Genomic DNA, 13,347 nt, shown 5'->3' with positions numbered 1-13,347 from the left:
ATCCTGTCCAGACCGCTTATTGCACCCACGATCCTGTCTCGATATAATTCCATCAACTTATTTATAAGTAGTGTCCTCCAAATTGTCTGATTACTATTTACGAGGATACTACTATACTTTATAATAAACTAAAAATCACCTTTTTGGTTGCGGCCAAAGGCCGCGCTAGGTGTTTCTATGTCTGATTATTCATCTGTTATATCTGCTGTTGCTACGGTTGGACTTGTTGCATTTTCTGTCTTCCAGTGGATAAGTCTAAAAGCAAGGGTAAAGGAATCGGCCAAATCCCGTTACGCTTCATTGATTCTATCGGTTGAAGAAATAATGCAAAAGTTGGTACCTGATCTACTCTCCATTCACAGTCTTGAGGCTACAAGACATGCAAGTTGGGAATTGGATGAACGCCGTGCCGCTGACCATGTTGTGGGTTAACTTCAACGTGTATCATTTTTATGCGAAAATAGAAGGTCTTAACCCCTTGAAATTTTTTAATAGTTCACTGCAGAGGGCGCGGAGAAAACAAATACAACATATATCTGCATAATTTTCTGTTTTTTATCTCCTATTGGATCGTGCTGGGAGGGTTGGTAGGGATGAACATATGGTTCACTCCTGCATGGGCGTTGTAAAAAATTTGCCGAAGGCTTGGTTTAATTGAAAATGTGGTATTTCGTGGAAAACAATTTTCATAAAAAAAGGAAGGTATTGGGGTTAACCAATGGGGGGATTCTTTCCTTTTCTATCAGTTTTTGGACAGCGATTTCATTTTTTCCTTTGTAATTTCAATATTGAATTTTGCTTCCAGATTATCAGGTTCCAGTTCAAGCACTTTTTCCCATCTCGCAATCGCCTCCTGGTAGTTTCCTTCCCGATATTGTTCTAATGCGTCATCTAAAAGTGTTTGTAATCTTTCTTTTTTTTGCGCATCGGATAATTCTTTCATTTCTTCCCGCGCAAAAGGTTTTTTATCTGTTTGAATCTCCAGTGCTTCCTCGTTTTCAGGGAATTCTACTTCATTTTTTTCCTCTTTAATCAATTCACGGTTTGCGAGAGGTGTTTCTTTTGTTTGTGGTATAATTGCTTTTTTTGCAAACGTAGTATCTTCTTTTTGGCTAATCAAACGTTGGTTTTGCAGGATAGCAATCTGATTGCGTAGCTCAGAGTTTGCCTTCTCGATTTCACCCAGATGTTTTTCAATAGTCTCTATATCGTTTGTGAGATAAGAAAGGGTGGTTTCCATGGAATTATTTTTTGATTCAAGGTCGGTTCTGATAGTAGTTAGCATTTCAGATAAATTCGAATATTTTGCATCCATGCTCATATTTTTTTGTGTAAGCATTTCAATGCGTGTCGTCGCATTTTTAGTAGTATAATCTAAATCCTTAAATTGTTTCTCGAAAGTATTTATTTTTTGATCAATCTGCGCCAAATGTGCCTCAGTATCTTTGCTGGTTTTTGTCTCAACAGTAATACATCCTGTTAGTGTAAAAAATACCATCGCTGCCAGAAAGAGCGTGACAAATTCTGCCATAATCGCCCCCTTCTATGGGTTAAGTTTGGAGGTAACGAGCTTATCTTGTTTATGCATCACGTTATCGTAAGGATATATGTGGCAGGAATATAAAATTCATTTCATTTTTTCTAAATCGAAAGGGAATGATGCCTCTTTTTCTTCTTCCGGATCAAAAACAACCAATGTTATTGGCATATTTAAATCAATATCGTAAACAGGGAATTTAAATACCATTCTTGCCATTTGGCTCGGGGGATTTGGCCAAAATTCACTGGCATCGGCAATATCTGGTTTAAATTCATATATAGGTCTGATTTCCAGATCTTTTTGACAAAGTTTTGCAGTTTGAAATACTGCGAAATTAAATGCGTCCCCGTAAACAGTTACGGTAAATACAAGCGCATTTCCTATTTCTAAAGCATTCAAAATGTCCCGGTTGGTAAGATTTTTATGTTCTATTTCAAACTTTTTTGCCTTGTAAGCAACATTGTGGTAAGGAGTGAATAATGTGGCAAAGCCTATTCCCTTTCCGAGGGATACCGTCCATTCTTTTGAAAAGGCAACGAAATCAACCTCTTTATTTTGCCTTCCGTATTGGATTGCCTCCTGTATCTGTTCTGGCGCTAAACGTAAGGATACTGCTTGTGCTGGTGCTAAAAAACAGAGGGCAAGGACAATAAAGATGCTATTCGTTACGAGAAAGATTTTTTTCACCATATGCCATCCTACTTACTTTTAAAACGTTATAAGCAACGTTAAATAAAAATGATACCGGTCATCTGCCGTGTCTTATTCATCCTCATCCACATCTTCTTCCTCTTCCTCTTCGTCTTCACCGTGCCCCCATTCAGCATCTTCCACTCCTTCTGCTCCTGCTTCTACGGCCGTATCAGCGGTAGGCCTCACGACATAATTCTTTCCGGTTTTCATTAAACTTGCGGTACACATGATGAAAACTATACCAAAAGCAATTGCACCGAGGAAGGTAACCATTGCGCCAATACCGTTTACCATCCCCTCTACTTTTTTGTTTGTCATAACCTTCTCTGATTTCTCAGAAACAACTCCATTTACCTTGTCGATCATCGCGTTGACCTTGTTGAGCATTTTTTTCTTCCTCCTTTGATTTTTACAGCGTTTACGTTATTGCCTGAAAACTAAAATAAGACTATGTTTTTTTACCTCTCCGTCCGGGTCAGGTTGTTGTACTTTGATAGTTCTTCATCTGCTTCTACAATTAATCCTTTTTGCCGATAGGCAGATTCCAGATTTTTATAAGCTTTAATGTAATAGGGATCTATAGCAAGGGCTTCTTTAAATTCGCGTATTTGATCTTCAACCATTTTCATTTCACCGTAAGCAATACCAAGGTTAAAGTGAATCTTTGCGTCGTTTGGCGCTAATGTCAACGCTTTTTTGTATTGAATAATTTCCTCGGTTAACATGCCTTTTTGTCCATAGACAACACCCAAATTGAACTGCGCATTGAAATAATCAGGATAGAGTTCCGTTACTTTTTTGTATGCGGCAATTGATTCATCAAATTTCTCTTTTTTACGGTAAGCATGCCCTAAATTGTACAGACCCTCTAAATTATACGGATCGATGCTTATTAATTTTTGGTAAGTGGATACTTCCTCATCTACCATGCCTTTCGAGCCATATGCAATTGCCAGGTTAAAATATGCATCCTCAAATTCAGCATTCAGGTCAATTGCCGTTTTGTATGACTCTATTTCTTTATCAAACATCCTTTTTTTGCTATACGCAACCCCAAGGTTATTGTAAATATTTGCATAGCCTGGATTTATCTTTATTGCGGCATGGTATTCCGAGATTGCCTCATCCAGCATTCCCTGCATATTGTATTCGTTTCCCAACTTGTAATGTATCTCAAAATCATCAAAAAATTCTGTTGCGAAAATTTGGAGGGTACAAAACAGGTTGAGTAGTAATAAAAGAGGTGCAATTCGTATCATAAGTTTATTTGGCTGGGATAAAACCAGAATATTTTTTTGTTTTTATCGTCAATTTTTTTAACGATTTCATAAAACTCAGTTTTAGAAATGTCTTCTAATTTTTTGCCGTATGTTTTAACGGTTTTATTAAAAGCCATTACCTTTTCAGCAAGGTTGTCATGGGTTTTGGCAGATCCGCCAAGGATATAAAAATTTTCTCCCGTGGTAATCCTTTTATGATTATCTTCGTGGTCAAATGCAAGGCCAAGCAAGACGATATTTTCGTTTGAAGATTTGCGTTGATATGGCAATCGCGCCTCCGTTCAAAGTTTGCTATAATTCACAATGATAAAAGTATCAAAGGATACCATCGGTCAAAAAAAAAGTCAAGCTTCGTTTATACGGGTTCCTTGCGATTTTAGCGGTATTTTTTTAAGGGAAGCATGGGCGAAGCATTTGCTATAAATTGTCATAAATGCGTTCATACCCAAACTGGCAAATGCTTTGTCCATGCTGTTTGTTGGGGAAAAAAATGTTAGTGGGTTGTTATCAAAAGCACCCTTCTGGCGATTTCGAAATAAATAATAAGTCCCGTTGCGTCCAGTATCGTTGCAATTAATGGTGCAGATACAAACGCCGGATCCAGTTTTATCAGCCGGAAAAGCAGCGGGATAGAGACTCCTACGATGTTCCCGGCACTCACTACGGAAAATAAGGAAATTCCTACCGTTGCGGCTAGTGCGGGTTGTTTTGTGGATATTGCTGCAATGGAAAAAGCAATAAATCCTAAAATTAGTCCAAGCACAACCCCTACCCGTAATTCCCTTAGTAAAATTTTCCACCATTCCCTGGTAGTTATCTCTCCCGTAGCCAGCGCCCGGATCACAAGGGTAGATGACTGGGAACCAGTATTGCCGCCTGAACCCGTTAGCATAGGGATGAAATAGGCAATTGCAATCATCGAGCTTAAGATTTCTGAGTATCCCTTCAGTATTGTTTGTGAAATGGTTGCAGCGATGACAAGTATCGCGAGCCAAACTATCCGGTTAATCACGCGTTTTGATACTCCAACGCGGAAATATTCGTCTTCGATAGTCTGGATACCAGCCATTTTTTTAAAATCCTCGGTTGCTTCTTCTTCTACAACATCAAGCACATCGTCAAACGTCACAATACCAACGAGCCTGTTTTCGTTATCGACTACCGGTACCGCAAGCAGATCGTATTTCTGAACCACTTTTGCCGCTTTTTCCTGGTCATCGGTGGTGTGAACAAATAAAACATGTTCATTCATTATCTCTTGTATCAGTTGGTCTGGATTCGCAAGGATGATGTTTTTGAGAGAGGTAACCCCCCGCAATTTTTTTGTTTCATCAACGATATAGCATATGTAAATAATTTCACGGTTCAAACCTGTTTTCCGTATATGTTCAAGCGCCCGTGCAACGGTCATATGCATTTGAAGCCCCACGAACTCAGGGGTCATTATGCGGCCTGCGGAGTTAGGGGGATAATTTAAAAGCTCGTTTGCTTCCTTTCTTTCCGCGGGAGGGAGTAATTTCAGGAGTCTTTCCACAACGTCTGCAGGGAGTTCATCAAATAGCTGGGTTCTGTCGTCCGGCTCCATTTCAATTAAAAGCGTTCTTACATGTTGTTCTGTAAATTGCTTTAGGAGCGCTTCCTGTTCGGAAGAATCAAAGAGTGAAAAGACTTCAGAACTTTTGCTCTTGTCAAGCAATCTGAAGCTTACCACCTTCTCTGCAGGTTCCAGCCCGGCGAGAATGTCGACAATATCGGCGGGATGGCGTTCGCGAAGAAAATCCCGCAGCCGGCTGAAGTCTTTTGTCCTGATAAGTTCCTTGATTTCAGGAAGGAAAATATTTGCCCACTTTAGTTCCATTTTTTACAAAGGTATTAAAATTTTTTGGCAACGTTCTGCCTTATTGGTTCCAGTCTGATAAATCTATTGACCTGAAAAAATTTCACAGGGGTAAAACAATGCTATTTTCATTCAACGTACCATTATTTTTTCTTTTGCACAGTGGAGGAATTTATTCTACCTTTTCTACTCCTAAAGCCTTCGCCATACCCAGCAACGCTCTGCCAACCAGAGAGCGTTTCATCTCTATTGCATGAAAATCGCATACCTCATCACAGCAAAAACAACCAATACATTTCTTTTTGTCGACCTCTACTTTTCCCGTGTCTTTTGACATGGCGCCGGCAGGGCAATTTCTTACACACTCATAACACCTTGTACAATTGGAATGGTTTACGGTGGAAAAAGTAGAACAGGTATTGTCAAACATCATCGCAAGAAGAAAATTGGGGAGATACTTTCCCGCAAAGTCCTGTGCACCGCTGGATGGTTTTTTAAAATCATGCACCGCTACATTTTGAATGGATTCTCCTGCTACAGTAATATTGCGCAATTCGCCAATGCCCAAACCGCGCTGATGTGCAAAACGGATAGTCGGTACGGCCATAGGTTCGAAACCAATGATGTTGCTGGCTACCGTATCCAGCGCGACGCTGTCCCTGCTGGAAATAATTAAACCGACCTTTTTTGGGTTTCCCGCATTAGGGCCGTTTCCTTCCATGCCTACAATTGCATCCATTATGATGAGATGAGGCGGCGCCATTTGGTAAATATCCACCAACGCCTTGGCAAAGACGGTTGGTTTCGGCGCTATTAAATGGACATTCTTTTTGCCATTGCCCGGTATCGAGCCGAGCATGTTTTTTATCGCTCCGGTATACTGCGTTAAACCGTGCGTTTTCAGTTTAGGAACGGAAACAATAAAATCTACCTCTCTCAACGTCCTGGCTATACGGAATTTGTCTAAGATTTCATAATCCTTGTTGTAAACATCGATGTATTTGTCTTTATCAAAATTTACAATCTTTGCGCCGGTATTTTCCGCAATTTCGTTGATACGGGTAACCCGGAAGGCGTTGAACGTGGAACTGTTTTTTACGCTTCCTGATGAATCCCCAATATATACCTCGCACCCAAAATCTTTCTGAAATATATCCACCAGCGCCCTGACAACTGCAGGGTGGGTATTTACCGCTCTTTCCGGGGTTTGTGATGATGAAAGAAGGTTAAGTTTTAACAGTACCTTTTTTCCTGGTCGTACAAGCATTTCAGTGCCATTAAGCAAGCTTAGAGACCGATGTATCGCATGGTAAACCTTTTCCAGGGTATAATCGTCACATTTTGCAATTGATACTATAGACATGGGTAAACCTCGTAAAATGTTTCTTGTATCTACGTTACAAAAGAAGTCTTTGCTGGGTAATACTATACCACAGCATATATCATGATAGTAGTAAAAATGAGCAGATGGGTACTAAAATTTAAGAGGCACGGGGGTAAAAGACAGGAGAAAAATAATGAAAAGGGCAATGCCAAGCATCTTTCTCCTGGGATCGAGAGGCGTATATTCATCTGCGGGCGAGGGATGTCGAAATCCAAAAATCAGAAGGAGTATGGCAAATAAAATCCAGCCCTTATAAAAAAAAACGGTGATTACGCAAAAAATAAATATACCTATACGATAAACGATGTCACTCTTTTTCCCCAGCAGTGCGTACATAATATGTCCTCCGTCAAGCTGCCCGATTGGCAAAAGATTAAGCGCAGTGACGAATAATCCGGCCCAGCCTGCAAATGCAAGAGGATGAAGATAAATATCCATTCCTTCCGGCAGCGTTCCAAATAGAAGCTTTGCGATAAATGAAAAGAGTACCGGTTCCCCAAGTCCCAGGTAATTTGATGAATCGGCTGGCACAGGTCGTACGTCTGAAAGGATAAGGCCTACTACAATGGCGGGAATGGCAAATACCAGGCCCATAAGCGGACCTGCCGCGCCAATATCAAACAATGCCCGCTTGTGGGGGATGTGCCCTTTCATTTTTATGACTGCTCCAAATGTACCAAAAGGTGGCAGTGGGAGGGGTAGAAAATAGGGCAAGGTGGCGTCTACATGGTATTTTCTGCACATAAAAAAATGTCCTAATTCATGAGAAAGTAGGATTGACATAATAGCTAGTGAATACCATATTCCATTAACGTAATACGTTGTCAGAAAAGTGGCAATAAAAAGCAATACATGGATTCGCACCTTTTTGAAAAAAGGTGAAGATTTCTGTTCTTCTCTTGTCATTTACCTTTATTTTCCCCTTTCGCAATGTTTTTTTAAAGTCTTGCCCGGTAAAAAACCCCTCTTTTTTTTAAGCATTTCTCTGTTTTCTTCATGTGTTCTTTTTTACATTAACATGTTAAATAAGTTTTGTAAATTATATTAAACGTTAATATTGACATTGCCTCTGGAATCGTGATACTATTTTCCGATTAGTAACATCGTTTAATGTCAAAAAACCAGAGCGTTACGCATAATTTTATATTGAGGCGCATGATGTCTTTTTTGGTTAGATTCGGGGTTTCTCTGGAAAAGGAACTCCTTGAGAAATTTGATACCCACATAAAGAAGAAAAAATATACCAACCGTTCGGAGGCAATACGTGATCTGATACGCGGTGATTTGGTGATGGAAGAATGGCAGGAAGGCAAGGAGATTACCGGTTCTATCACACTTGTTTACGATCATCATAAAAGGGAACTGGTAAACATGCTCATTGATATCCAGCACGACTATCATGGTATTATCCTTTCTTCCCAGCATATCCATCTAGATCATGATAATTGTCTTGAAATCATTGTTATAAAAGGCAAGCCTCAAATGGTAGAGGAATTATACGGAAAACTGAAATCGGCAAAAGGTGTTAAACACGGGGGCATATCCATGGCAACTACGGGAAAGGGGATTTTGTAAATATGGCCTTTTCTAATCAAGCCCGGATTTCTGCACTATGCTTGCATAGCGGCAAACATGGATACAATGAGAACGGGTTTCCTTCTGCCATTGCAAAAAAACATCCCGGAATATTCGTGATATTATTTTTTTTGTGCTATGCAATAGCACGAGTATATTATACGTACTACTGGTAACCGGAGGAGACATTTTTGCATATTAGCGACGGAGTACTTTCTCCCTACATTGTCATTACCGGATGGGCTGTTGCAGCCCCTTCGTTAGCGATGTCGGTAAAAAGCCTGAAACCTGACAAAGTCGGTGCATACGGAGTAATTGCCGCTGTTTTTTTTGCAGGTTCTACAATCCACATACCCCTTGGACCTTTCAGTATGCATCTTGTCCTCAATGGTATTGCAGGACTTTTACTGGGATGGAGCGCTGTAACCGTAATAACGGTAGGTCTTTTGCTGCAGGCTTTGTTCCTTGGTTTTGGAGGATTGACTGTGTTGGGGGTAAATATTGCTGTTATGGCGTTGCCTGGCGCGATTATCGGCATGCTTGGACGCCATTGGATGAAACAGTTTTCAGCGAAAAAACGGCCATGGATAGGATCGTTCGCGGGTGGCGGTGCTGTATGTATTTCGTCCGTTTTACTCTTTGTTGCGCTTTCTACAACCCATGCGGCGCTGGCTCCCCTTGCCAAACTGGTTTTTTGGGGACATGTTCCTGTCATACTTATTGAAGGCGTTATCAGTTATTGGCTGGTACACTTTTTGCAAAAAGTAAAACCTTCGTTATTAGGAATTTTACATTGAAAGCTTTCTTATTCGTTTTTTTTTGTATCTTTTTTTCGGTGCCTTTAGCGGTATATGCACACGGACTTTCTCTTTTTTCTAAGGAGAAAACATTGTATGCATCTTACAGCGATCATACACCTGCCTCAGGAGCAGAGGTTGTTCTTGTGGATGCAAATGGCGTCATAATTCTTCAGGATAAAATGGATGAAAAGGGGATGTGGAGGTTGCCGGAGAATTTGGAGACAATACCTTACTTAATCATTGTAGATGATTCCGGAGGTCATCGTGCAATGATAACATGGGAGGAATTTCTTAAAGAACGCCCAAAGGGGTTGTTAGACATTTTAAGTATCCGCGTGGCAATTGGAGTCGTGTTCATTATTGGCAGCGGTTATGCCATACAACGGTTTTTATTTAAAAAAAGGACATAATGCTATTTTGCAAACTACAAAAATGGAAATTACCGCCAGCTTCTACCCGTACAGGAACGATACTGATTTTGCTTGTACTGGCGGGTATAGGTTTGCTGAATAATTTTGCGACTCTTGTTGTTTGCCTGTTTATGGTGTTATTGTTTGGTGTATTCACAGTTGGAAACATATTCATTGTTGTATACCATGCAAAAGGAGTCTGGATTTTTTTCCTTCTCACCGGTGTAAGCCTTTTGCTAACAAAAGAGGGCAGAGCGCTTGCCCCAATCCTCATGGTCAAAATGTTTTCAATGTGGTTGTGGAGTGTAATCTGGATTAAATGGGTGGGATTTGAACGTATTTTGTCAACCTTAGAGAAAATGGGAATACCGGCAATTTTGTTAAATGTCATTGCATTTACCACGCGTTTTTTACCTATTATGGGGGAACGGATAAAAATGACGTTTGCCGCACAGTCTTCACGCGGTGCAAAAAAGGGGTTGCGTTCCCTGCAATTACAAAACCTTGCCGGGGGGATTGGCAGTGTGCTTTTGTCTAGTTTTGAGCAATCTGAAAATGTTGAACGTGCAATGCAATCACGCGGATTTTGCGGAACATATACTATCAGCACAGACAAAGACGAAGCGCCCTCGTATGTTGTTTTGTCTCTGATGTTTTTAATGGCTTTTTTAATTTGGACCGGAGTGATTTACGATGTCCTGTGTGGTAAGTGTTTATAACGTCACGTTTCTTTATCCGAATGGTGTGCAGGCGATATCAGGATTATCATTTTCCGTTCACCAACATGAAAAGGTGGGTCTGATCGGGCCTAGTGGCGCTGGCAAAACAACCCTTTTTTGGCACTTAAACGGGCTTTTAAGACCACATTCGGGAGAAGTTCGTGTTTTGGACAAACCGCTTACCGGACTCAAAAATATTAATGAAGTTCGGAAGCATGTCGCCCTTACTTTTCAGCAGGTAAACGATCAGCTTTTTTGTTCTTCCGTCTGGGAGGAAATTGCATTTGGACCGAAAAATTTGTATTGGCCAAAGCAGCAGGTGGCAGACACGGTGGAAAAGTGGCTGGCGTATTTTGAATTAAATGATGTTCGGGAACGGCCGCCGCATCATTTATCGGGAGGGCAGAAGCGCAGGGTTGCACTGGCGGCAGCTATGGCAATGGAACCCGACTTGTTAATCCTCGATGAACCCGCAAACGACCTGGACCACCGCCATAGACGTAAATTAATAACCTATCTGAAAGGATTAAGAATTGCTCTTCTGGTGGCCTCACATGATTTACGCCTGATAGGGGAATTGACCGAACGGTGCATTCTTATGGATAAAGGCAGGATTGTTGCAGACAAAACTACCGTTGAGTTGGTACATAATGAAGGTATTTTAAAAAAGTACGGGATGGAGGCAATACCGATAAAAGAATAAATATTTTTTTAATTATGGTAGCACGATGGTAATAAGTGTGCTATTTAATTCCCTTTATTTTGTTAAAAGGAGTTCTTGTGATGAACAATCGTTTTTTTTACAGTTTTATTCTTATACTTTTTTTCTGTTGCGCAAGTAACGCTGGAAAAGTGTATGCCCATCATGGAGGCGTTTCTACCGCCTTTGGCCCTGGCGCACCTGTTGAAACTGCATCGCCTATGACTCTCGGGAAAGGGAAATTTTTGCTTTACGAAAAAATAGAATTTGCGTCTTTTGAACAAAAGAACCATGCTGACCCTGAAAACATTGAAAACTTTACCTTCTTTAACACATTAGCCGGCTATGGCATTACTGACTATTTATCCCTCTATCTTGTGATGCCTTATGCTATTAAAGAACAAGACTCCTTAGGCACATCGAAGGGGTTTGGTGATGCTGGATTTTTAGTACAATACGGTTTTAAGTACGGCGAGAGAAACGGGATTCGGGGTTTTTATAATAACGGCCCGGAAGATACTATTGGAGAAAGTTACACGACTAATGATCTGAAAATGTCGGTTTTAGGGGGTTTTACTGTTCAGACCGGTGATATTACAAACGAAGATAATAATGGCAACAGGTTTGACATGGGCATGCAGACAGGTTTTGCCGCGCCAACGTTTATGACAGGTTTCTCCGCATCAAAAATGCTTTTTCAGCACTTTACTCTTACCGGGGAGACATCATTTACCACCTTTACCCGTCATGATGACGGTAAACCTGGAAATGAGATCCGTTTCAATCTGGCCGGAGGGTATGAAATATTTGAAAATCCTCAGGGATTTTTCCAAAGGGTAGATATTATTACTGAATCAAACTTCCTCCATCTGACAAAAGATGAAGACGAACACCATCACGATGAAGATGACAGCGGGGGAACGATTCTGTATCTTTCACCTGGCTTTCGCGTTTCTCTTAAGAAAAATATCAGTATCGGAGGGCTTCTGAAATTTCCCGTATGGAAGGATTTGAACAGGGAATCGGAGCAACAGGGCGCTGAAGGACTTGAACACTATAGGGCAATTCTCACCGTGACATATTCTTTTTAAGGACGCCAACCCTGGCAGGGTTTTCTGGTCAATAATACCTTAAACCATTTATAGAGAAGGAGGAAAAATTATGCTAAAAACACGAATATGGAAAAAGCAGATGATTGCAATACTTTTTTGGGCTTGTTGTACATTTCTGTCTCATCAAAAATGCATATTTGCACATGAAGGCCATGACCACTGGAGTAATACCCCTATAACCATTAAAAGATCGACAGTAGTGCATTTGCAGTCGCTATTGGAATCATATGATCTTCTCTACAAAAAACTTATAGAGAAAGATATCCAAAATATTCCTGTATTGGCGCAAAATATTATGGATGCTGCGCAACAGGGTGTTCAAACTGAAAATAAAGGTGAGGGGCGTTATATGATGGAACATATTTTTCAGCATGCGATATCTCTTAAAGAATGTGAAACCCTGGAAAATGCAAAAGAATCTTTAGGGTTAATAAGCCGTGAACTGTTTCCGTTCTTTATTGCATGGCCAATGCAGCTTAAAGAAAACAAGTTAAGGCTTTATCATTGTAAAAATGATGAAAAATACTGGTTTCAGGCAGAAAATAGCGCTCCAAATTGCCCTTATGCTCACGATGAATTATCAACATGCATTATTATTGAGGAAGTAGCGTATAAATGAATTGAACGACCATCTTTGCTTTAGAAAAACATGACAGTCTTATGACACCGTGTGCCCATAATTGGTCACTGTTTATATCAAGCCTTGCAGGATAGATGCGACTTTGTGTCTTAAGAAAAAAAACCGATGCGTGACCATTTATAGTCTTTCTGCGTTCTCATGTACTAATTGCATCTTTTTTGTGCTGTAATCGTAACATATTTAACAGTAGTAGCTTGTGCTTTCTTTGGTTGTGGTGGTCGTGTTGTTTTTTTCGAAATGGCGCACTTCTTGCTAAGTGTTGTTACATACAAAGTGTTTTGTTGTGTATTATTTTGCGCAGAATTTTTTACGGAAGGGGGGTGAATGTACGGACGCATTTAAGTGTAAAAGCAGAAATTTTCGTGAGTTAGGATTGAGCAGATGTTATGAATTTTGAAGGAGGTAAGCGAAGAATTATGATACGAAAGGGAATGATAGGAGCGGTGATGCTTGGAGCTGCGGTAGCGATAAGTGGCGGAGTAGCGACTGCGGGGTATATACAGGGTACGCATGTAAAGACGGATTTACCTGGGCCGTTTCACATAACGATGTCGCCGGATGGTAGTACGTTATTTATATCGAATCAATCTGGGCACAGTGTAACGTTTGTGGATGCAAGGACGCAGAAGGTAACGGGTGAGGTCGCTGTGAGGGTAC

The 13,347-nt window shown here is 40.6% G+C and carries 16 protein-coding genes and 1 pseudogene; 9 read left to right on the top strand and 8 right to left on the bottom strand.

Features of this window, described 5'->3' with window-relative positions; all coding sequences use genetic code 11:
- The first annotated feature begins 177 nt into the window (after window positions 1-177).
- A complete protein-coding gene (locus QZT26_RS12980) occupies window positions 178-432 on the top strand; it encodes a hypothetical protein (protein ID WP_099325795.1) in 255 nt (84 codons plus the stop codon).
- A 310-nt stretch (window positions 433-742) separates the two neighbouring features.
- Here QZT26_RS12980 and QZT26_RS12975 read toward each other — a convergent pair whose 3' ends face one another.
- The 8 genes from QZT26_RS12975 to QZT26_RS12940 form a co-directional block, all read right to left on the bottom strand.
- Window positions 743-1,531, bottom strand: coding sequence for a hypothetical protein (locus QZT26_RS12975; RefSeq protein WP_164994613.1), 789 nt, complete (start codon window positions 1,529-1,531; stop codon window positions 743-745).
- 96 nt (window positions 1,532-1,627) lie between these two features.
- On the bottom strand, window positions 1,628-2,230 hold the full coding sequence (locus QZT26_RS12970) for a hypothetical protein (protein ID WP_099325797.1): 603 nt from the start codon (window positions 2,228-2,230) through the stop codon (window positions 1,628-1,630).
- A 72-nt stretch (window positions 2,231-2,302) separates the two neighbouring features.
- Window positions 2,303-2,620, bottom strand: coding sequence for a hypothetical protein (locus QZT26_RS12965; RefSeq protein ID WP_295102670.1), 318 nt, complete (start codon window positions 2,618-2,620; stop codon window positions 2,303-2,305).
- 71 nt (window positions 2,621-2,691) lie between these two features.
- Window positions 2,692-3,492, bottom strand: coding sequence for a tetratricopeptide repeat protein (locus tag QZT26_RS12960; RefSeq protein ID WP_099325799.1), 801 nt, complete (start codon window positions 3,490-3,492; stop codon window positions 2,692-2,694).
- Complete coding sequence (locus tag QZT26_RS12955) at window positions 3,489-3,782, bottom strand: hypothetical protein (protein WP_099325800.1); 294 nt, start codon at window positions 3,780-3,782, stop codon at window positions 3,489-3,491. The genes QZT26_RS12960 and QZT26_RS12955 overlap by 4 nt, the downstream gene beginning before the upstream one ends.
- Window positions 3,783-4,006: 224 nt before the next feature.
- Window positions 4,007-5,371 (bottom strand): magnesium transporter, encoded by a 1,365-nt coding sequence (mgtE, locus tag QZT26_RS12950; protein WP_164994614.1) that lies wholly within the window; start codon window positions 5,369-5,371, stop codon window positions 4,007-4,009.
- A 151-nt stretch (window positions 5,372-5,522) separates the two neighbouring features.
- Window positions 5,523-6,713 (bottom strand): DUF362 domain-containing protein, encoded by a 1,191-nt coding sequence (locus QZT26_RS12945; protein WP_099325802.1) that lies wholly within the window; start codon window positions 6,711-6,713, stop codon window positions 5,523-5,525.
- 111 nt (window positions 6,714-6,824) lie between these two features.
- On the bottom strand, window positions 6,825-7,640 hold the full coding sequence (locus QZT26_RS12940; RefSeq protein WP_169703798.1) for a site-2 protease family protein: 816 nt from the start codon (window positions 7,638-7,640) through the stop codon (window positions 6,825-6,827).
- A 204-nt stretch (window positions 7,641-7,844) separates the two neighbouring features.
- On the opposite strand from QZT26_RS12940, the gene nikR reads away from it, so the two are divergent.
- The 8 genes and pseudogenes from nikR to QZT26_RS12900 form a co-directional block, all read left to right on the top strand.
- On the top strand, window positions 7,845-8,309 hold the full coding sequence (nikR, locus tag QZT26_RS12935; protein ID WP_320409743.1) for a nickel-responsive transcriptional regulator NikR: 465 nt from the start codon (window positions 7,845-7,847) through the stop codon (window positions 8,307-8,309).
- Window positions 8,310-8,500: 191 nt separating this feature from the next.
- A complete protein-coding gene (cbiM, locus tag QZT26_RS12930; protein WP_169703796.1) occupies window positions 8,501-9,106 on the top strand; it encodes a cobalt transporter CbiM in 606 nt (201 codons plus the stop codon).
- A 92-nt stretch (window positions 9,107-9,198) separates the two neighbouring features.
- Window positions 9,199-9,519: a hypothetical protein gene (locus QZT26_RS12925; protein WP_295102660.1), complete on the top strand. Its 321-nt coding sequence runs from the start codon at window positions 9,199-9,201 to the stop codon at window positions 9,517-9,519.
- A complete protein-coding gene (locus QZT26_RS12920; protein WP_295102657.1) occupies window positions 9,519-10,238 on the top strand; it encodes an energy-coupling factor transporter transmembrane component T in 720 nt (239 codons plus the stop codon). Before QZT26_RS12925 ends, QZT26_RS12920 begins: the two co-directional genes overlap by 1 nt.
- Entirely contained in the window at window positions 10,213-10,941 is a 729-nt protein-coding gene (locus QZT26_RS12915) for an ABC transporter ATP-binding protein (protein WP_295102654.1), read from the top strand. Before QZT26_RS12920 ends, QZT26_RS12915 begins: the two co-directional genes overlap by 26 nt.
- Before the next feature lie 80 nt (window positions 10,942-11,021).
- Window positions 11,022-12,029, top strand: a complete 1,008-nt coding sequence (locus tag QZT26_RS12910; protein ID WP_099325808.1) for a hypothetical protein — start codon at window positions 11,022-11,024, stop codon at window positions 12,027-12,029.
- A 70-nt stretch (window positions 12,030-12,099) separates the two neighbouring features.
- Entirely contained in the window at window positions 12,100-12,669 is a 570-nt protein-coding gene (locus tag QZT26_RS12905) for a hypothetical protein (RefSeq protein ID WP_099325809.1), read from the top strand.
- A gap of 437 nt (window positions 12,670-13,106) precedes the next feature.
- Window positions 13,107-13,347, top strand: a pseudogene (locus QZT26_RS12900) (hypothetical protein); the annotation flags it as partial.

Origin of the sequence: uncultured Candidatus Kuenenia sp. (assembly GCF_900696675.1) — a bacterium.
GTDB classification, from domain to species: Bacteria; Planctomycetota; Brocadiia; order Brocadiales; family Brocadiaceae; genus Kuenenia; species Kuenenia stuttgartiensis_A.
The sequence above is the reverse complement of the archived record's forward strand: the minus strand, read 5'-3'. Positions and strand labels throughout refer to the sequence as shown.